At 31.1% G+C, this 20,716-nt stretch carries 17 protein-coding genes; 14 read left to right on the top strand and 3 right to left on the bottom strand.

What is annotated here, in order from left to right:
• A partial coding sequence (locus LPB87_RS13575) for a hypothetical protein (RefSeq protein WP_230728230.1) occupies positions 1–204 on the top strand: 204 nt, incomplete at its 5' end.
• A 21-nt stretch (positions 205–225) separates the two neighbouring features.
• Here LPB87_RS13575 and LPB87_RS13570 read toward each other — a convergent pair.
• Complete coding sequence (locus LPB87_RS13570) at positions 226–930, bottom strand: LytTR family DNA-binding domain-containing protein (protein WP_230728229.1); 705 nt, start codon at positions 928–930, stop codon at positions 226–228.
• Between the two features lie 3 nt (positions 931–933).
• On the bottom strand, positions 934–1,974 hold the full coding sequence (locus tag LPB87_RS13565; protein WP_230728228.1) for a sensor histidine kinase: 1,041 nt from the start codon (positions 1,972–1,974) through the stop codon (positions 934–936).
• A 221-nt stretch (positions 1,975–2,195) separates the two neighbouring features.
• On the opposite strand from LPB87_RS13565, the gene LPB87_RS13560 reads away from it, so the two are divergent.
• The gene (locus LPB87_RS13560; RefSeq protein ID WP_230728227.1) at positions 2,196–2,993 is read left to right on the top strand and encodes a DUF5694 domain-containing protein; all 798 of its coding nucleotides are present in this window, start codon (positions 2,196–2,198) and stop codon (positions 2,991–2,993) included.
• A gap of 264 nt (positions 2,994–3,257) precedes the next feature.
• On the opposite strand, the gene sucC is transcribed toward LPB87_RS13560, so the two are convergent.
• Positions 3,258–4,451 (bottom strand): ADP-forming succinate--CoA ligase subunit beta, encoded by a 1,194-nt coding sequence (sucC, locus tag LPB87_RS13555; protein ID WP_129539508.1) that lies wholly within the window; start codon positions 4,449–4,451, stop codon positions 3,258–3,260.
• A gap of 415 nt (positions 4,452–4,866) precedes the next feature.
• Between sucC and gltB the strand changes: the two genes are divergently transcribed.
• The 12 genes from gltB to LPB87_RS13495 all read left to right on the top strand — a co-directional run bounded on the left by gltB (position 4,867) and on the right by LPB87_RS13495 (position 20,588).
• Positions 4,867–9,384, top strand: coding sequence for a glutamate synthase large subunit (gltB, locus tag LPB87_RS13550; protein ID WP_129539507.1), 4,518 nt, complete (start codon positions 4,867–4,869; stop codon positions 9,382–9,384).
• 83 nt (positions 9,385–9,467) lie between these two features.
• Entirely contained in the window at positions 9,468–10,922 is a 1,455-nt protein-coding gene (locus LPB87_RS13545; RefSeq protein WP_230728226.1) for a glutamate synthase subunit beta, read from the top strand.
• Positions 10,923–11,204: 282 nt separating this feature from the next.
• Positions 11,205–12,428, top strand: a complete 1,224-nt coding sequence (gene lysA / locus LPB87_RS13540) for a diaminopimelate decarboxylase (RefSeq protein WP_230728225.1) — start codon at positions 11,205–11,207, stop codon at positions 12,426–12,428.
• Between the two features lie 398 nt (positions 12,429–12,826).
• Positions 12,827–14,200, top strand: coding sequence for a dGTP triphosphohydrolase (gene dgt / locus LPB87_RS13535; RefSeq protein WP_230728224.1), 1,374 nt, complete (start codon positions 12,827–12,829; stop codon positions 14,198–14,200).
• A gap of 109 nt (positions 14,201–14,309) precedes the next feature.
• Positions 14,310–15,221: a hypothetical protein gene (locus LPB87_RS13530; RefSeq protein ID WP_230728223.1), complete on the top strand. Its 912-nt coding sequence runs from the start codon at positions 14,310–14,312 to the stop codon at positions 15,219–15,221.
• Positions 15,222–15,283: 62 nt separating this feature from the next.
• The gene (locus LPB87_RS13525; RefSeq protein WP_230728222.1) at positions 15,284–15,835 is read left to right on the top strand and encodes a hypothetical protein; all 552 of its coding nucleotides are present in this window, start codon (positions 15,284–15,286) and stop codon (positions 15,833–15,835) included.
• Between the two features lie 127 nt (positions 15,836–15,962).
• On the top strand, positions 15,963–16,604 hold the full coding sequence (locus LPB87_RS13520) for a hypothetical protein (protein ID WP_230728221.1): 642 nt from the start codon (positions 15,963–15,965) through the stop codon (positions 16,602–16,604).
• A 7-nt stretch (positions 16,605–16,611) separates the two neighbouring features.
• Positions 16,612–17,259, top strand: a complete 648-nt coding sequence (locus tag LPB87_RS13515) for a hypothetical protein (protein ID WP_230728220.1) — start codon at positions 16,612–16,614, stop codon at positions 17,257–17,259.
• 193 nt (positions 17,260–17,452) lie between these two features.
• Complete coding sequence (locus LPB87_RS13510; protein WP_230728219.1) at positions 17,453–17,845, top strand: helix-turn-helix transcriptional regulator; 393 nt, start codon at positions 17,453–17,455, stop codon at positions 17,843–17,845.
• 140 nt (positions 17,846–17,985) lie between these two features.
• Positions 17,986–18,351 carry a hypothetical protein gene (locus LPB87_RS13505; RefSeq protein ID WP_230728218.1) on the top strand — a complete coding sequence of 122 codons (366 nt, stop codon included), beginning with the start codon at positions 17,986–17,988 and terminating at the stop codon, positions 18,349–18,351.
• A 166-nt stretch (positions 18,352–18,517) separates the two neighbouring features.
• A complete protein-coding gene (locus LPB87_RS13500) occupies positions 18,518–19,189 on the top strand; it encodes a hypothetical protein (protein ID WP_230728217.1) in 672 nt (223 codons plus the stop codon).
• Between the two features lie 211 nt (positions 19,190–19,400).
• Positions 19,401–20,588: a hypothetical protein gene (locus tag LPB87_RS13495; protein WP_230728216.1), complete on the top strand. Its 1,188-nt coding sequence runs from the start codon at positions 19,401–19,403 to the stop codon at positions 20,586–20,588.
• Positions 20,589–20,716: the final 128 nt, after the last annotated feature.

Here is a 20,716-nt window from a genome sequence, read left to right as displayed (position 1 = left end):
GTTCGAAACTTTTTGGTTGACAAAAAAAATACCGCAAAGACCACAGTCCCGATAGCTATCGGGATACGCAAAGGTTCGCAAAGTTTAATGGCTTTGCGAACCTTTGCGGTTTTTTATCTTTGCGCTCTTTGCGGTAAAATTATGGTTGTTTTTTGTTTGAAAAGGCTTTTGTATCTCTGCGACTTCTTGAGAACGAAAGATTAATACCAAAGGCTATGGGGAGTATTAGACTCTATTTTTATCAATTTGTTCAAAAAACGAATCCTTATAAGTAGCTCCAATGGGTAATTCTTTTTCATTGATGAAAACTGAAAAGCTATCTGTTGATTCGATTTGTTTAAGAGAAATTACATATGATTTATGTATCTGGATAAAATTATTTCCTGGCAATGATTCTATTATATTTTTTAAAGATGAATGCGTGATAAGTTGTTGTTTTGCGGTATGAATGCAAACATAGTTCTGTAGGCTTTCTATATATAAAACATCATCTAAAAATAACTTATGAAATTTATTTTTACCGTCAGTTTTTATAAAAATAAAATCAGAAGAGTTATTGTTTGAGGTTTCTGTTTTCGAATTGGAATTTAATTTAGAAACTGCTTGATAAAAACGTTCAAAAGCAATAGGTTTCAATAAGTAATCAACGGCATTCAGTTCAAATCCTTCTAAAGCAAAATCTGGATATGCAGTTGTGAAAATAACTTTTATATCTTTTGAAATTATTTTTGAAATCTGTAAGCCGGTTAATTGAGGCATTTGTATGTCTAAAAAAACAACATCAACTGCTTGTGTGTTTAAAAATTCTAATGCTTTTAATGAGTCATTAAAAACAGCAGTTTTTTCAAGAAAATGAACTTTACTAATGTAATTTTCCAGAATACGTGTTGCTGGTGGTTCATCATCAACAATTATGCATTTAAAAGCCATAAATTATTTTTTTAGAGGTATTTTTAAGTAGGTTTTAAAGGTATTATTTTCTTCAGTTTTTTCAAGTATAAATTTACTTTTATACATGTATTCTAATCTTTTTGTTAAGTTATCAAAACCTATTCCGGTAGAAGAATAATTCTCGCCTTCAACGATATGATTAAAAGTTAATATCTCTAAAAAGTCTTCTTTTATTTTGATCGTAATAGCGGCTTTTTCTTGCTCGGTATTGAATTTTCCATGTTTAAAAACATTCTCTACAAAATGAATTAAGGCTGATGAAAGAATTTTTTCATTTGAATAATTTCCTTCAATAGTAAAATCTAAATACAGTTGATCTTCAAATCGTTTTTTCTGTAAATGTATATAGTTCTGAATGAATTGAATTTCTTTGGATAGTATTGCTTCATCTTTGTCAGTTTCTGTAATAACATAGCGAAGTAAATCGGAAAGTACTAAAACATCTGAAGCCATTTCGTCATCTTTTAAAATCAGCTGACTGTAAAAAGAATTCAACGTATTAAATAAAAAATGAGGACTCACCTGAGCTTTTAATATTTGAAATTCTGCTTTTTTGTTTTCTAAAAGCAATTCCTGATTTTGCTGTTGTGCACTTTGAAACTGCCAAAATGAATAGCTTAAGGCGCTAAAGATAACAGCAGGTAATCCAAAAAAGAAATTATCACGTATATAAAAACTCCATTCTAAATCCCCAATAGCATAGTTATGCACTCCAATAATATTAAACATAATCACTTCTTGAAAAACATATCTGACTCCAGCAAAAAGGGTTAGTGAAAACGGAATGCTTAAAAAATAAAAATGGATTTTCCTTTTATTCAAAAACCAATCACAAACCGTATAAAAATTGACTATATAAACTACAAAAACAGAAAGAAAAAAAGTCGATGTAATCCAGAAATAAAGTTTGGTTCGCTCAACCATTATAACTTTATTATTAATTCCATAATCCCAAAGACAATAGGTTAGGAACAATCCAAAGAAAAGAATTACATGGTAGTAAAATGGTATTTTAAGTTTCATAAATGATAGTTATAAGTTCAAAAATACAATTATGAATTTTAATGGAAATGATGTTTATATGAAATATTGTTTTTTAATGACGAACCTTGAAAAACTTTATATGAACATTTTTAAAGCAGAATATCGGCTGTTGGTCAAGTGGAACTTAGTGTTCATCAAAACCAATAAAAATGCTTCAAACCTGCTTGTACATTTGCAATGAATTTAAATACAAAATCATCATGAAAAAAATTATTTTATTACTAGCTCTTATTACGTTTAACCTATCTTCTGCTCAAGCAAAAAAGAAACAAATATTACTGATTGGAACTTTTCATTTTGCAAATCCTGGAAATGACATTGCTAAAACAAAAACGTTTAATGTTATGTCTGAAAAAAGTCAAAAAGAGCTTGAAATTATTAGTGACAAAATCAAGAAATTTGGACCAGATAAAATTTTTGTTGAATGGAAATTTACCAAACAAACCGAATTAGATAAGTTTTACAATAAGAACACAGATAGTCTTTTTAAAAAAGACGCAAACGAAATTACGCAACTGGCACTTCGTACTGCTAAAAAACTAAATCATAAAAAATTATACGGAATTGATTATCGTAACCGCTTTTCTTATGACAGTTTAATGATAAGTATGGATAAAGCTAATCAAAAGAATTTAAAGGAAAGGACTGCGGAATTGATGAAAAAATTTGAGAATGATCAAAATGAAAGAATCTCAAGAAGTACTTTAACTGAACTTATATTATACTACAATGAAAATGAAGCTGATAAAGATAATTTACAATGGTACTTTGAAGTAGCAAATAGAACTGGAAATCCAGATGATTTTACAGGTGCTTCTTTAGTCGCAAACTGGTATAAACGAAACTTGTATATGTATTCTTTAGTCCAAAAGCTAACTGAAAGCAAAGATGATAAAATAATGGTTTTAGTAGGTGCTGGTCATGCTGCAATGTTCAGACAGTTTATTGAAAAGGATCCGACATTTGAGCTTGTTGAATTATCAACTGTTCTGAAATAATTAATTTAATCTATAAGTTGTAATGATTCTATAATAAACGTAAAGTTTGCAAGGCTATGGTTTTGTGAATTTTGCGTTTTAATCATAAAACTAGATTAAAGTTTTAGTGCATCTTGCGATTGAAAAAAAAACATTTCAATATGGATTTTACGCAACGTTAGTTGTTGCAGTGTGTATCTATGATGTATGTGGCTTTATTTATAAAACAAAAAATCCTTCCAATATTATCGGAAGGATTTTCTATATAATTGATTTCTTATTTGATTAAGAAAGTGCAGCTTTAACTTGGTCAGCAGCTTCTTGAAATTCTACAGCTGATAAAATTGGCATTCCAGAGTTATCAATTAATTCTTTTGCAATAGCAGCATTTGTACCTTGTAGACGAACAATGATTGGCACTTTAATAGCGTCTCCCATGTTTTTGTAAGCGTCTACAACTCCTTGAGCAACACGGTCACAACGAACGATTCCTCCGAAGATGTTGATTAGTATAGCTTTTACATTTGGATCTTTTAAAATGATACGGAAAGCAGTTTCAACACGTTTAGCGTCAGCAGTACCACCTACGTCAAGGAAGTTTGCAGGTTCGAAACCAGCATACTTAATTAAATCCATAGTTGCCATTGCTAATCCTGCTCCATTTACCATACATCCTACAGTACCGTCAAGATCTACGTAGTTTAAACCTACTTCTTTTGCTTCAACTTCGATTGGGTTCTCCTCACGAATATCACGCATTTCAGCATATTTTGGTTGTCTGTATAGTGCATTATCATCGATGTTAACTTTAGCATCAACTGCTAAAATTTTATTATCTGAAGTTTTTAATACTGGGTTGATTTCAAACATAGAAGCATCAGAACCAATATATGCATTGTATAATGAGTCAATGAATTTAACCATTTCTTTAAAAGCATTTCCAGAAAGACCTAAGTTAAAGGCAATTCTTCTTGCTTGAAAACCTTGTAATCCTACAGATGGATCAACTTCTTCCGTAAAGATTAAGTGTGGAGTGTGTTCAGCAACTTCTTCGATATCCATACCACCTTCAGTAGAATACATGATCATGTTACGACCTGTACCTCTATTCAATAAAACAGAAACGTAAAATTCAGAAGTTTCACTTTCACCAGGATAGTAAACATCTTCAGCAACTAAAATTTTATTTACTTTTTTACCCTCAGCAGAAGTTTGAGGAGTAATCAATTGCATTCCGATGATTTGTTCAGCTATTTCTTCAACTTGTTGTAAGTTTTTAGCCAACTTAACTCCACCACCTTTTCCACGTCCACCTGCGTGAATTTGTGCTTTAATAACGTGCCATCCTGTACCAGTCTCAGCAGTTAATTGTTTTGCAGCAGCCACAGCTTCAACCGCATTATTAGCCACAATTCCGCGTTGAATGCGTACTCCGTAACTAGCTAAAATTTCTTTTCCTTGATATTCGTGTATGTTCATAATATAGAATTTGTCTGGTTCTGAATTAATTTCAGAATAAAAGTGGGACAAAAATAGCAAAAATCAACTTTAAAAAGAAATCTTTTTGGAATAAAAAGCAAGACTTATTTTGCTTTACGATTTCTTTAATATTAATTAGATTTTTGAGTTAAATAATTGTGTAAGGAATGTTAATTTAAAGACACTATATCGTTTGAGATTTAACATAAAATAATGTGTATTTTGAGGTATAATTGGGATTTTGCTTCTAAAAATGAAATTTGAAATATGATTTTGGCAATTCGGGGTGGGTTAAATAATGTTATTGACAATTTAGGATTGTTTTTCTAATATTACTATAAAAATGTAAGCGATACGCTTTATTCGATACATTATGTTTAATGGAATCTTTATTTTTGTAAAAAAAATATCAAGAATGAAAGTTAAAGAACAAGGGCTATATCTGCCCGAATTTGAACACGACAATTGTGGTGCAGGATTTATTTGTAATTTGAATGGTATTAAGTCTAACGACATCATTCATAAAGCATTGGATATCTTAATAAAATTGGAACATCGTGGTGCAGTTAGTTCTGATGGAAGAACTGGAGACGGTGCTGGAATTTTATTTGATATCCCACATGATTTTTTTAAGAAAGTTTGTGATTTTGAAATCCCTGAAACACGAGAGTATGGAGTAGGAATGGTTTTTTTACCTAAAAGTAAAAACCAAGTTGCATTTTGTATTAATGCATTCGAAACAACCATAAAAGAACAGAACCTTACTATTCTTGGCTGGAGAGACGTCCCAGTTGATGTAAATAGTTTAGGTGAAATTGCAGCAGAAAAAGAACCGACTGTTAAGCAGGTTTTTGTTGGCAAAAACGGACAGAATCTAACAGAACAACAATTTAACGCTAAGTTATTTGCAGCAAGAAAAATAGCAGAACATGCTGTCAGAAATTCTAAAACTTCTGAGAGTCATATGTTTTATTTCTCTAGTTTATCTACAACAACAATTATATATAAAGGTTTGTTGATGCCAGAAGATATTAGTGGTTATTTTATCGATTTAAAAGATACCGATTTAGTAACACGTCTGGCGTTAGTACATCAACGTTTCTCTACAAATACATTCCCTTCTTGGGAGTTGGCTCAGCCATTTAGATATATGTGTCACAATGGAGAAATCAATACACTTCGCGGTAACATTAGCAGAATGAGAGCTCGTGAAGAATTGATGCAAAGTGATATTTTTGGGGATGATATTAAAAGGTTATTCCCTATTATATTAGAAGGAAAATCAGATTCTGCTTCTATGGATATGGTGGTTGAATTACTGTTAATGACAGGAAGATCACTGCCAGAAGCAATGATGATGGTTGTGCCTGAAGCTTGGGAGAAACACCAAACAATGTCAGAAGATAAAAAAGCATTTTATGAATATAATGCTTGCATCATGGAGCCTTGGGATGGACCAGCTTCAATTCCGTTTACGGATGGAAATGTAATTGGTGCTTTACTTGATAGAAATGGATTACGACCTTCTCGTTATACATTAACAAAAAGTGGTTTCGTGATCATGTCATCAGAGATTGGAGTCCTTGATGTTAACCCTGAAGATGTAATACAACACGGTCGTTTAGAGCCAGGGAAAATGTTCTTGGTAGATATGAATGAAGGACGTATTATTGAAGATGATGAGATTAAAAACTCTATAGCAACAAAAAGACCTTATAAAGAATGGCTTAATGAAAATTTATTGCCATTAGCAAAGGTACCATATACTAATAATCCAACTCCTGTAGAGAGTATTGATTTTGAAACAAGACAACGATTATTTGGTTATACAATCGAAGATTTAAAAACAATAATTAATCCAATGGGATCTCAGGGTGCCGAAGCGATTAGTTCAATGGGTAATGATACACCATTGGCTGTATTGTCAGAGCAACCACAATTATTGTATAATTACTTTAAACAATTATTTGCACAAGTAACTAATCCACCTTTAGATGGTATACGTGAAGAAATTATCACAGATATTAGTTTAGCGGTAGGGGGAGATTTTAATATTTTTGAAATTGAATCAAAACAATGCAAAAAATTAAAAATCCAAAATCCAGTTATCTCTAAAGAGGATTTAGATAAAATTAAAAATATAGATCACGCAGATTTCAAAACAGCAACTATTTCTACTTTATATAAAATAGAGAAAGGGGTAAATGGATTAGAGCGTGCTTTAGAAAAATGTGTTCAGGCAACTTACAAAGCCGTAAACGAAGGACATAATATCATTATACTTTCAGATAGAGGAGTAAGCAAAGAATTAGCACCAATACCAATGTTGTTGGCTTGTTCGTATGTTCATCATTCATTGAATATTTTGCAGGTTCGTTCTAAATTCGGAATTATAATCGAATCGGCAGAACCTCGTGAACCACATCATTTTGCATTATTATTTGGTTACGGTGCTAGTGCTATTAATCCTTATATGGTAAATGAAATTATTCATAATCAGGTTGAGCAAGGTTTTATTACAGGAGTAAAAGCCGATTATGCCATTGCAAATTATAATAAAGCTATTGCAAAAGGTATTCTTAAGATTATGAATAAAATAGGTATCTCTACATTACATTCGTATAGAGCAGCACAAATTTTTGAAATCTTAGGATTAAACAAAACTTTTTCAACTAAATATTTTCCATACACACCGTCTCGAATTGAAGGAATCGGTTTGATGGAAATTGAAAAAGAAGTTAAGAAAAGATACCAAAAAGCATTTCCAAATTCTAAGATTGCCAATTTATTGCCATTAGAAATTGGAGGTATTTACAGATGGAGAAGATCAGGTGAAAAACACATGTTCAATCCAACTACAATTGCCAAGTTACAACAAGCAGTTCGTCTAAACAGCCCAGAGAGTTATAAAGAGTACTCTAATATGGTCAATGAGCAAAGCTCAAACCTTATGACAATTAGAGGGTTGTTTGAATTCAATAATTTAGATCCGATTTCTATTGATGAAGTAGAACCTTGGACTGAGATTGTGAAAAAATTCAAAACAGGAGCAATGTCTTATGGATCTATCAGTAGAGAAGCACATGAGAATTTAGCAATTGCTATGAATAGAATTGGAGGAAAAAGTAATTCAGGAGAAGGAGGAGAAGATCCTAAACGTTTCCAGAAAGAAATTAATGGAGATTCTAGAAATAGTGCTATCAAGCAAGTTGCTTCAGGAAGATTTGGCGTTTCGATTAATTACTTGACAAATGCCAAAGAGATTCAAATAAAAATGGCTCAAGGTGCAAAACCTGGAGAAGGAGGACAATTACCAGGTGAAAAAGTTGTGCCTTGGATTGCTGAAACTAGAAATTCAACACCATATGTAGGGCTTATTTCTCCACCACCTCACCATGATATTTATTCTATTGAAGATTTATCACAATTAATTTTCGATTTAAAAAATGCCAATCGTGAAGCGCGTGTAAACGTAAAATTAGTTTCAGAAGTTGGAGTAGGGACAATCGCTGCTGGTGTTGCCAAAGCAAAAGCAGATGTGATTTTGATTTCTGGTTATGATGGAGGAACAGGAGCTGCACCACTAACATCATTGCAACATACAGGTATTCCTTGGGAACTTGGTTTGGCGGAAGCACAGCAAACTTTAATCTTAAATGATTTAAGAAGCCGTGTGGTTTTAGAATGTGATGGTCAGTTAAAAACAGGTCGTGATGTCGCTATAGCAGCTTTATTAGGAGCAGAAGAATTTGGTTTTGCAACTGCGCCGCTTGTAGCTTCAGGTTGTATCATGATGAGAGCTTGTCACTTAAATACATGTCCAGTTGGTATTGCTACACAGGATCCAGAATTAAGAAAAAATTTCAAAGGAACACCAGAGCATGTAATTAACTTCATGTATTTTATTGCAGAGGAGTTAAGAGAAATCATGGCACAATTAGGATTCAGAACTTTAAAAGAAATGGTAGGACAATCACAGAAATTAAATGTGAACAAAGCTATCAAACATTATAAAGCAAATGGATTAGACTTGTCTTCGATTCTTTACAAACCAGAAAAAGCAAAAACAGTTCCGAATCACAATACAACTACACAAGATCACGCTTTAGAAAACGTATTGGATTTTGCAATTATAAAAGAAGCAATTCCTTCTATTTATAGAAAAGAAAAAACAAGAGTTAATTTCAAGATTAAGAATACAGACCGTTCAGTGGGTGCAATTTTAAGTAATGAAATTTCAAAAATATATGGTGCACAAGGATTACCTGAGGATACAATATTAGTTGATTTTGAAGGTTCAGCAGGACAAAGTTTTGGAGCATTTGCTACAAATGGATTGTCATTTAAAATTCACGGAAACTGTAATGACTATTTAGGAAAAGGGCTTTCAGGAGGAAAACTGATTATTAAAGTTCCACCAACAGCAACTTTCAAGCCTGAGGAGAATATTATTATTGGTAACGTTGCTCTCTATGGAGCTATTACTGGTGAAGCATACATTAATGGTATGGCGGGAGAACGTTTCTGTGTGAGAAATTCTGGAGCAACAGCCGTTGTAGAGGGAATTGGGGATCATGGTTGCGAATATATGACCGGAGGAACTGTTGTTATTTTAGGTAAAACCGGAAGAAATTTTGCTGCGGGTATGAGCGGTGGTGTTGCTTACGTTTATGACAAGAATAGAAAATTCGATTCGACATTATGCAATATGGAAATGGTTGCATTTGATCCATTAGAAGAAGATGATTTTATCAAGCTAAGACGTTTAATCAAGAACCATTCGTTATACACAAATAGCCCATTGGCAAAAAGACTTTTGGCAGACTGGGAAAATGAACAGGAACATTTCATCAAAGTAATGCCAACAGATTATAAAAAGGCATTACAAAGAATAGCAGAGGAAAAGCAAATCGAAGAATTAATAGCTGATTAAAAGGTTCTGAGTTACAAAGGTGCAGAGGTACTAAGTTTGAGTTTTTCAACTCACTTCTCACAACTAAATTTAATAAAAATATCATGGGTAAGATAGGTGGATTTAAAGAATATAATAGAGCAGACGAAAGTAATATTGCTGTTAAGGAGCGTATATCAAACTATAATGAGTTTACGATAACCTTAGAAAAAGATAAGATTAAAGAACAAGGTTCAAGATGTATGGATTGTGGTATTCCGTTTTGTCACAGTGCATGTCCGTTAGGGAATTTAATTCCAGATTTTAATGACATGGTACATCAGGAAGAATGGGAGAGTGCATTAAAAATTTTGCAATCAACAAATAACTTTCCAGAATTTACAGGTCGTTTATGTCCGGCACCATGTGAGAAATCATGCGTGTTAGGAATTATCAAAGAACCAGTTGCGATTGAAAATATCGAAAAAAATATTATCGAAAGAGGTTTTGCAGAAGGTTGGATTAAGCCACAACCTCCAAAAAAGAGAACAGGAAAAACTGTTGCTGTTATTGGTTCAGGTCCTGCAGGTTTGGCAGCGGCACAACAATTAAACAGAGCAGGACATACGGTTACTGTTTTTGAAAGAGACAATGCAATAGGCGGATTATTGCGTTATGGAATTCCTAATTTTAAATTAGAAAAAGGAATTATCGACAGACGTGTAGTAATATTAGAAGCTGAAGGAATTGTTTTTAAAACCAATGTAAATGTTGGGGTAAATTATAGTATCGAAGAACTAAATGCATTTGATTCGATTGTTTTATGTGGAGGAGCAACTGAAAGAAGAAGCTTGCCAACAAAAGGAATCGAAAGCAAAGGAGTTGTGCAGGCAATGGATTTCTTAACGCAACAAACAAAGGTTTTATTTGGAGAAGAAATTCCAAACCAAATAAAAGCTACAGGCAAAGATGTTATTGTTATTGGAGGGGGAGATACAGGATCAGATTGTATCGGGACTTCAAACAGACACGGAGCAAAATCGGTTACTAATTTTGAGATTTTACCTAAACCGCCAGTTGGAAGAAGCGAATCTACGCCTTGGCCATTTTGGCCGTTGCAACTTAAAACATCGTCTTCTCATGAAGAAGGTTGTGATAGAAACTGGTTAATTAATACCAAAGAGTTTCTTGCAAACGAAAAAGGAGAATTAGTAGGTTTGAAAACTGTTGAAGTAGCTTGGAAAATGACAGCAGGACAACGACCAGAACTTATAGAAAAAGAAGGTTCAGAGAAAATATGGCCTTGTGATCTTGCATTATTAGCGCTTGGATTTACAGGACCAGAAAAAACATTAAGCGATCAATTAGGTTTACAGTTGGATATGAGAAGCAATTACAAAGCGACAAATTATCAAACTAATGTGCCACATATTTTTACAGCTGGTGATATGCGCAGAGGACAATCCTTAATTGTTTGGGCAATTTCAGAAGGCCGTGAGGCAGCAAGAGAAGTAGATTTATATTTAATGGGATCTACAAATTTACCAACAAAAGGAAGCGGGGACTTACCAAGTCTATAAACCAACAAACAACACAACGAAAAGAAACCCTTGAATAATAGCATTCAAGGGTTTCTGCTTTTAGTTTATAAGGCACTAATTCACTACTATTTAAGGGATTTTTTATAAAAAAAAGATAGTAACTTAGTATCTTAGAACCTTAGCAAGTAAAAGGGTTTTAAATAAATTTAAAATAACGCATAAATTGTTTGATTTTAAACAAATTGTTATAATTTGTTATTATTTTACATTTTATTGGTGGATATACAAAAGAGTAATAAATTTGTCAAAAATAGTTTAACAATGCAATCAAAAGATTTACTGCAATTAGCAGACCAATTTGGAAGTCCATTATATGTGTATGATGCTGAAAAAATCCAATCACAATACAACAGGTTAACTAAAGCGTTCTCTAAAGTAGAACATCTTAGAATTAACTATGCCATGAAGGCTTTGTCAAATGTTGCCATACTTCAGTTGTTAAAGGATATGGGGTCTGGATTAGACACAGTATCTATTCAAGAAGTATTATTAGGACTTCATGCTGGATACGAGCCTGAAAGAATTTTTTATACACCAAATGGAGTTTCTTTAGAAGAAATTGAAGAAGTTGCTGCAATGGGTGTACAAATAAACATTGACAATTTATCTATTCTGGAGCAATTCGGAACTAAATATCCAAATACACCAGTTTGTATTCGTATTAATCCGCATGTAATGGCAGGAGGAAATGCAAATATTTCTGTAGGACATATTGATAGTAAATTCGGAATTTCGGTACATCAAATACCGCATTTATTGCGAATTGTTGAAAATACAAAAATGAGCATTGTGGGAATTCACATGCACACAGGATCTGATATTTTGGATATCGAAGTATTCTTGTATGCTGCAGAAATCTTATTCGATACAGCTAAAAACTTCAAAAATTTAGAGTTTTTGGATTTTGGAAGCGGTTTTAAAGTACCATACAAAAAAGATGATATCGAAACAGATATTGAAGAATTAGGTAAGAAATTATCAAAAAGATTCAACTCTTTCTGTGCAGAATATGGTAAAGATTTAACCTTGATTTTCGAACCAGGTAAATTTTTAGTGAGTGAAGCAGGATTCTTTTTAGCAAAAGTAAATGTTGTAAAACAAACAACATCAACTGTTTTTGCTGGAATCGATAGTGGTTTTAATCACTTAATTCGTCCAATGTTATATGGTTCTTCTCATCATATCGAAAACATCTCAAATCCAAAAGGGAAAGAGCGTTTTTATTCAGTAGTAGGATACATTTGTGAAACAGATACGTTTGCTAACAACCGTAGAATCGCACAAATTACCGAAGGTGATATTTTATCTTTTAGAAATGCAGGAGCATATTGTTTCTCAATGGCTTCAAACTACAATTCAAGATACAAACCAGCCGAAGTTTTATGGATGAATGGTCAAGGAATATTAATTCGCCAAGCCGAAACATTCGAAGATCTTCTTAAAAATCAAATTCCGTTGCCACAAGAAGTTGCGGCAGTAGTTTAAAATAAAAAAAAATGTCAATTATAGAAATCCCATTCCCGAAAGGTGAATGGGATTTTTTGTTTTATATTGACTCCAACTGTCAGGCAGAGCGGAGTCGAAGTCTCAGTGCAATCTTATCTTTACAGAAAAGACATAATTGGTGTGTAATCTTTAATCAACCAGTTTAATTCCGAAACTTTTAATATTTCGGACGTGTCCCTCCGGGTCGGGCTATTCACTATATCTTTTATTCCGTTTCACTTCATAAAAGGATATCGCTACTATCCTTCACGCGGTATCGTTTTCATTAGAAGTAGTTTGTTGTAATAAAAATATTATATTTGAAAAGAATATATTACAAAAATATTTTTTAACTAAATCAAAGAATTTATTAAATAATAAAACTAAAATAAATGGAAATGACTTGGAATAATTGTTTTTCTCCTAAAAGATTTGGAATGGAAAATGCATCAGAAGATATAAGAAGTGAATATGAAAGAGATTGGGATAGAATTATTTTTTCTAGTCCATTTCGTAGGCTTCAAAACAAAACTCAAGTATTTCCTCTTCCAGAAGAAGTTTTTGTCCATAATAGATTAACTCATTCTTTAGAAGTTGCAAGTGTTGGTAGATCTTTAGGTAAAATAATTGGTAAGAAAATCTCTGATTTGGAGGAAGTCAAAAATGATAATAAAGCAAGACCATTTTATAGAAACAGTCTCAAGAGTGTGATAGCTTCAGCTTGTTTAGCTCATGATTTAGGCAATCCCGCTTTTGGGTATTCTGGAGAAGAGGCTATTTCAAAATATTTTAAAAAAAGAGATACTCAAAAAATAGAAGACATTAATTTTAAAAATAATTTTTCAGATGCTGAATGGCAAGATTTAATAACTTTTGAAGGAAATGCAAATGCTTTAAGAGTTTTAACAATGCAACAGCAAGATAGAAGTAAAGGAGGCTTTAGACTTACTTACAGTACGATTGGTTCAATTTTAAAATATCCATGCGAATCATTAGCCTCTGAAAAAAAAATATTACACAGAAAAAAATATGGTTTTTTCAAAATTGACGAAAAAGTTTTTCTTGATATTGTTAATGAATTAAACATGATTCCTGATAATGTAGAATCAAGAATTACTTATAAGCGGCATCCTTTTGTCTATCTTGTTGAATCTGCTGATGATATTTCTTATAATATCATTGATTTTGAAGATGCTCATAGATTAGGAATATTAACTTATGAAGAAGTAAGTACTATCTTCCTTGATATAATTAAAGAAAACCCAGACTACGATATTAAATGGGTAACTGAACAAGCTGAAATATTAAAAGGTGACCCTAATGAATCCATTTCATATTTAAGAGCCAAATCAATTAACACACTTATTCACAAATGTTCTAAAGTATTTTGGGAAAATAGAGACCAAATTTTAAAAGGAACTTATGAAAAAAGTTTACTGGAAGATATTCCAGAACTAGAATCTGTGATGAAAAAGATTGAAAAAATATCTATTGAAAAAATATATAATGCCCGTAAAGTTGTTAAATTAGAAATTGCTGGCTTTAGAATTATGTCTAGTTTGGTAGAAGATTTTGTTTCTTCGGCATTAACTCCTAAAGATAATCGAGATAATGAACAAAAAAAAATACTTGAATTGTTACCAAAACAATTTTCATTTGACGAATCTAGTAACCCTTATGTAAAGGTTATGCACATCATAGACTTTATTTCTGGAATGACAGATATTTTTGCATTGAAATTATATAAAAACTTAAGAGGGATAGAGATTTAAAAACTACATTTTAGGGAAATAACTGCCAATAAAGGTAAATCATAGAAGGGAATGAAACTTTAATAAATTCGATGCGAAACGTTATCAATAATAAGTAAGTAAGAAAAAAATGAAATCAAAAAAGAAAATTTCTCCACAAGCAATTTTATCTTTGCAGGAAGCTTTATCAGTTATTTATTGGAAAAAAGAAGATTTGCAACAATTTATAAAACTTACTCTTGATAATCCTGCGATAATAGGAACTATTAATTGGACTGCAACTAAAAGAGAAATTGTAAAAGAACTACTTAATAGAATGACAAATCGTTTAGATCTTTTCGAGAATGAACTTATGAATTTAACTTTAGCTGTTACAGATTTCAATGATTTTAGTAATTTAAAGTATTGGGATGAAGATGGTTCTAAAATTAAAAGAGCAAAAGAGGCTGTAAATAATTTAAGAAGTTTTACCAAAGGATTTATTCAAATAACTATAGAAGAAGCAGAAGCAAAAGAAAGAAAGGCTAAAGTCGAACAAACAACCAAAAAAGCTTTGTCATTAGAGCAAGAGCTTTTTGAATTAAAAGAAGAATTTAATAAAATAGCCGTAAATAAAAATTTCCAACAACGCGGGTTTCAATTTGAAAAATTTCTTTATAAGTTGTTTTTACTTTTCGATCTAGATCCAAAAGGTGCGTTTAAACTATATGGAGAACAAATAGATGGTGCCTTTACTTTTCAAAACACAGATTATTTACTTGAAGCAAAGTGGGCAACTGAAGTTAATAGAAGTGATTTAGCTACGTTTTGTTTTAAAGTGGAAACAAAATTTAAAAATGCAGCGGGATTGTTAATTTCTATAGATGGAGTTACTGCGGAAGCAATCTCTTCTGATTTTAAATCAATAATTATCATGGATGGAATTGACTTATTTGCTATATTGGATAATAGAATTACCCTTCCTGATTTATTATTTAAAAAAAGAAGAAAAGCGAGTGAAACGGGGAATATCTATGTAACATTTAATTCGTTATTTAAGTAGTTAAATAATCAGAAGGTTATAAAAACGGAATATTGTAAAATGAAAACACACAAATTAGAAACATGAAAATTAGAATTTTAATAGTTATTGCAATCGCTTTTATCTCTTGTAAAAAAGAAGAAAAATCACAAAACGAAAAAGCTGAAAATTTAAAAGTTGATGCGATACAAAAGTCTGAAGAAAAGCAAGCTAATAATTCGGATACAATTGTAGTTTCTAAAAAACATGAAGTAAACAAAATTTCTTGTGATCTGGATGGAGATGGATTGAATGAAACTGTTGAAATCGTAAGAAGTACCAAAAATGAGAAAAGTGGTTTAAGAATCATATTCGGAAATGGAAAAAGAATAGATTATTTAGGAATGGGAAATAATATTCTCAAGCAAGGTTTTGATGAAATAGATTGGGCTGGAATATTCGAAAAAGCGCCCAAGAATGAATTATATTGGAATAATGTAAATGAAGATGGCGAAATAATGGCGGATGAAGAAGTTAATGAGGCTGATAAAATAAAATTATTGAATGACGGAATATTTATTCATGCCGAAGAAAGTTGCGGTGGTGGAGTAATTTATTTAAAAGACGGAAAATACGAATGGATTCAACAAGAGTAAAATTTTAATATATTTTGTTGTATGAAGTCGGGAGACTTCGCACAACATGCTAATCATAATTTTTAGAAATTGAATGCGAAAAAATAAATTAAAGACTACATTTATATTTAACTTCAAAAATAAAAAAATGAGTAAATCGAATATCGAACAAGGAATTTTAAAGAGGGTTAATAAAAATTATAATGAGGTTTCGAATTTTTTAAATCCTCAATTTGAAATCTGCAGTGAATTGAACACAATAATTTACGAGATAAACACATGTGTACTTTTAGATTTACATAAAGCGACAATAACCTTAACAAATTATCTTCTAGAAAGATTATTAAAGATTGCCCTAATTTATAATGAAGCTGGTATTGGCCCAGTTGAAGACCTTAATGATTTAGATAATATTTTTAAAGAACCAAATAGGAAGTATGGTGATATAACTTTAGAAAAATCTATCAAAAAATGTAGAGAATTTGATTTAATTACGGATGATGAAGAGTGTATATTGCATGAAAGGATTCGAAAACTATTAAGAAATGGATTTTCACATGCTGATTCCAGTAAAATTCTAAAAGATTTACCAGATGAATATAAAATGTTTCAAGGTAGTTTTTCAAATCCAAATGAAGTAAGAGAAGTGTTTCTGAATACTAAAATTAATCCTACGTTTCAAGCATTGCATATGACTGAGTATGCAACTTTACAAGCGTTTCCATATTATAAATTTGTATTCAATCTTATATTTAAAATTGAAAAAAGATTAAAAGAAACCGTCAATTAAAGACTAAATGATAGAGACAACTACAGAACTTGCGAAAAATGTAATCGTCGATTACAAAGATGTTACATCTTGGATTTTATTACTAGTGCTTATTGTAATTGGAATAGTAAATTATTTGAAAAATATTTCCCTTACAAAAGCAATTGAAACATTCAAATCCGATCTTACAAAAAAAGAATTTAAATTTACTAGACATGCAGAATTACAAATTGAATGCTTAAAAAAAATGTATGACTTAGTTGTATCTTTTCATTTCAGCTTTACAAATTTAATTGCTCCGTCATATAAGACCCATGAAGATTTACAAAAGAATATAGAGTCATTTCAAGTGAACTTTTTACATGTTATAAATTATAGTCATAGAAATAAAATACTACTAACTGATGAAATTGTAAAACAAATTAGAATCATACATGAAAAATTCAAGAAAATAGATGCATTATGTCGTTTGGAAACAGGACTTTTGTCAGAAATTGAAGAACATCATGGTTCATCAGATCCTCAAGTTCTATACCAAACTTCTGAGGCTGAAGTTGAATATATAAAGTTAAGAATTAAAAAACTTAATGAAAATGTCGACGTTAAATTTTACGAAGCTGATATTGAGAAACTTCGAGAACTGATTGAGAATTATTTCAAAAAATTGGTAGCATAATGGTGTTGTTACAATTCATAGAGACAAGTGATTTTCTAAATATAAAAAAATATCAAATAAAATATAAACGAACCAATTTATTACTGTATGGGAAACGTTTTTATGCAAAAAAAACATAAAGTAGTGCCTCACCAAAAAATCATATTTTTCACTAACTACTATTTTTTTAAAGAATTTTAAATACCTTTGAAATATGAGTACAGACACAAAACCAAAACACATTGGCAGAAATATAAGCCGAATCAGAGAACTTCGAGGCATGAAACAAGAAGCACTTGCACAAGCAATTGGTACAAATCAGCAAGCTATTTCCGGAATTGAAGGAAGTGAGGAAATTGATGATAAAAAACTTGTGGAAATTGCAAAAGCGCTTGGCGTGACTACAGAAGCAATAAAGAGTTTTTCTGAAGAAAATGTGTTTAATTATTTTAACACTTTTAACGAATCTGTTTCAAACAGCAATTTTGGTCATAACAATATTTGTAATTTCAATCCTCTTGATAAAGTAGTTGAACTTTACGAACGTTTGGTTCAGGTTGAAAAAGAAAAAAATGAATATTTGGAAAAATTACTAAAAGGAAAATAATAGTCTCTAAATAGAGTTTTTTATAAAGAAAAATGCGCAAATGTCTTTTTGATTTTGCGCATTTTTTTGTCCATATTATAGCCAACCTAATCAAAGCTTCATTTTTAATTTGTATTTTCGGCAAACTAAAAAATTAAAAAATGAAATTACAAATCCGTATTCTTGCCTATTCAATATTATTCTTTACCTATAGCTTTTCAACTTCATATTTATTGGCATTGGGAGAAAAATTAAAAGATCATAGATTTATAACTTTAGGTTGTGGTTTTCTTCTTATCAATCTAATTTTCTCTTTTTTGGTATTAAAATGGAAACCTTTATTAAATATAGTGTACTCTGCTATAATTGCATTTTTAGCTTTATACGTAGCATTGAAGTTTGGAGATTTGCATCTATTTCCAAAATATGATGCTTACGGAATCAAAACTGCATTAATGGCTAATGCTTTTTTATCTATATTCTTTTGGGAAATTGCTTATCAAATAAGAATGAAGAAACAGTCCTGATTGTTATCACAATAGTAATTATGAAGTTTTTCTAGTTCAAATGATTCTCAGGACTTAGTATTTACTTTGGATCAGATAAGAAACTTTAAATTTATTCAAATAATAGGTGAGATGGAAATCTAATGTTTTTAAAACAAATTTTTTATACTAAAAAAATAAACAAATAATGAAGAAGCAAATTTTAATCAATTTAGTATTATTATTAACAAGTTCAATATTTACAATAAATGCTCAAATTGTTGATACAGGCGATAAAGTAGGAATTGGTACAGCATCGCCTACATATAAACTTGATATTCAGGGGGCAGGAATGAACGCAGGTATACATCTAAGTAAAACAGATGGAGTTACATCTTCTTGGTACTTGCATCCAGGGCGATTAGGTAATGGTGAATTTTCTATTGGTGATGATATGCTATATAGGCTAGTAATAAATAATCAAGGTAATATCGGTATAGGGACAATTTCTCCAAGTTATAAACTTGATGTTGTAGGAACAATACGCGCAAGAGAAATTAAAGTAGATCTTAATGGTGCTGATTTTGTTTTTGAAGAAACTTATAAATTAATGCCATTAAGTGAATTAGAGAAATTTGTTAAAAATAAAAAGCATTTGCCTGAAATACAATCTGCAAATGAAATGGAGGAAAATGGAACAGATTTGGGAGTACTAACTTCTAAGTTACTGCAAAAAATTGAAGAATTGACATTGTACACAATCGATCAGAATAAGAAAATTATAGAATTGGAAAAGCGGAACGAAACTATTGAAGAATTGAAACAAATTTTAAAATTGCAAAATGAAAAAATAGAAAAGATAAAATCGAATTTAAAGTGATGACTTATGGCTCTTGACGTTCTAGTTTTAGTAATAAATTTGGTTAAAACTTTTTATAAATAGTAAATGCTCTAATTTGACCAAGTTCTTATAGCTATCGCGGAGGAGATTATTCTGAAATTGAAAGTTTCTGCTTCTTAAATTTAAAATCGAGTTGCGACTTATCTGAATCAATCTAAAACAGATATATTTGCACTTTAAAATTTATAAAATGAAAAAGATTATACTACTTTTTTCAATATTGTTTTTAGCACTTTCTTCGTGTGGTGTAAAAAGCACTCAGTCAATGTTAAGTGATGGTAATTATGATGGAGCTATTGATCGTGCGGTCGAAGGATTAAGAACTAAAAAAGATTCTAAAGGAAAACAAGATTATGTTTACTTGTTAGAAGAAGCTTTTGCTAAAGCCAAAGAGAGAGATTTACGCAGTCTTGATTTGATGGCAAAAGAGGCTAATCCAGCTAACATTGAGCGTGTTTACAATACGTACATACAATTAAATAATCGTCAGGAAAAAATACGACCATTGTTGCCATTGCAGTTAATGAAACAAGGTAAGAATGCTTATTTTCCGTTTGATAATTATTCTTCGCAAATTGTAAGTAGCAAAAATGCATTATCAAAATATTTATATGAAAATGCTTCGGCACTTTTAAAATCTAAGAATAAACTAGATTTTAGAAAAGCATATGATGATTTTGCTTATCTGGAAAATATCAATCCAGGATATAAAAATGCGAAAAAATTAATGGATGAAGCCCTTTTTAAAGGCACCGATTTTGTAGATGTTTATGCTAAAAACGAAACGAATATGGTTATTCCAAAACAGCTTCAAAATGATTTATTAGATTTCAGCACGTACGGATTAAATGATAAATGGACTGTTTATCATAGTGTCAGACAAAAAAGTGTTGTTTATGACTATAGTTTAATTTTGAATTTTAGAGAGATATTTATTTCGCCAGAGCAAATTAAAGAGAAAGAGTTTATTAAAGAAAAGCAGGTGAAAGATGGAGTGAGAACTCTTTTGGATGGTAGAGGTAAGCCTGTAAAAGATAGCTTAGGTCGGGAAATAAAAGTTGATAATTATAGAACGCTTCGAGCAAATATATACGAGTTCAGACAATTTAAATCTTGTCAGGTAACCGCAAAGGTAGATTACGTTGATTTAAAGACCAATCAGTTAATGCAATCGTTTCCAGTAACCAGCGAATTCATCTTTGATTATGTTTATGCAACTTACAAAGGAGATAAGAGTGCTTGCGAGGATAGTTACATGAGTTATTTTAATAGACGTGCTATGCCATTTCCTAATAACGAACAAATGGTTTATGACACTGGTGAAGATTTAAAAGCCAAGCTTAAAGACATTATTGTAAGAAATAGATTTAGAGGATAAACTAACTCAATATTAGGATGTTTTAAAAAATAAACTGTTCGAAAAGTATTTTTCAAACAGTTTATTTTGTTTTTGGACAGTTTTAGAAAATAGGATAGATAATTGCTACAGCGTAGCGATATTTTGGT

It is taken from the genome of Flavobacterium sp. EDS (genome assembly GCF_020991525.1).
GTDB lineage: Bacteria > Bacteroidota > Bacteroidia > Flavobacteriales > Flavobacteriaceae > Flavobacterium.
The sequence above is the reverse complement of the archived record's forward strand: the minus strand, read 5'-3'. Positions and strand labels throughout refer to the sequence as shown.

Bases quoted from the DNA above. Each gene is read 5' to 3' on its own strand.
- LPB87_RS13565 (WP_230728228.1), bottom strand. From the start codon at position 1,974: ATGAAACTTAAAATACCATTTTACTACCATGTAATTCTTTTCTTTGGA.
- LPB87_RS13500 (WP_230728217.1), top strand. From the start codon at position 18,518: ATGAAGAAGCAAATTTTAATCAATTTAGTATTATTATTAACAAGTTCA.
- LPB87_RS13520 (WP_230728221.1), top strand. From the start codon at position 15,963: ATGAGTAAATCGAATATCGAACAAGGAATTTTAAAGAGGGTTAATAAA.
- LPB87_RS13525 (WP_230728222.1), top strand. From the start codon at position 15,284: ATGAAAATTAGAATTTTAATAGTTATTGCAATCGCTTTTATCTCTTGT.
- LPB87_RS13510 (WP_230728219.1), top strand. From the start codon at position 17,453: ATGAGTACAGACACAAAACCAAAACACATTGGCAGAAATATAAGCCGA.
- gltB (WP_129539507.1), top strand. From the start codon at position 4,867: ATGAAAGTTAAAGAACAAGGGCTATATCTGCCCGAATTTGAACACGAC.
- lysA (WP_230728225.1), top strand. From the start codon at position 11,205: ATGCAATCAAAAGATTTACTGCAATTAGCAGACCAATTTGGAAGTCCA.
- LPB87_RS13495 (WP_230728216.1), top strand. From the start codon at position 19,401: ATGAAAAAGATTATACTACTTTTTTCAATATTGTTTTTAGCACTTTCT.
- LPB87_RS13560 (WP_230728227.1), top strand. From the start codon at position 2,196: ATGAAAAAAATTATTTTATTACTAGCTCTTATTACGTTTAACCTATCT.
- LPB87_RS13505 (WP_230728218.1), top strand. From the start codon at position 17,986: ATGAAATTACAAATCCGTATTCTTGCCTATTCAATATTATTCTTTACC.
- sucC (WP_129539508.1), bottom strand. From the start codon at position 4,451: ATGAACATACACGAATATCAAGGAAAAGAAATTTTAGCTAGTTACGGA.
- LPB87_RS13515 (WP_230728220.1), top strand. From the start codon at position 16,612: ATGATAGAGACAACTACAGAACTTGCGAAAAATGTAATCGTCGATTAC.
- dgt (WP_230728224.1), top strand. From the start codon at position 12,827: ATGACTTGGAATAATTGTTTTTCTCCTAAAAGATTTGGAATGGAAAAT.
- LPB87_RS13530 (WP_230728223.1), top strand. From the start codon at position 14,310: ATGAAATCAAAAAAGAAAATTTCTCCACAAGCAATTTTATCTTTGCAG.
- LPB87_RS13570 (WP_230728229.1), bottom strand. From the start codon at position 930: ATGGCTTTTAAATGCATAATTGTTGATGATGAACCACCAGCAACACGT.
- LPB87_RS13545 (WP_230728226.1), top strand. From the start codon at position 9,468: ATGGGTAAGATAGGTGGATTTAAAGAATATAATAGAGCAGACGAAAGT.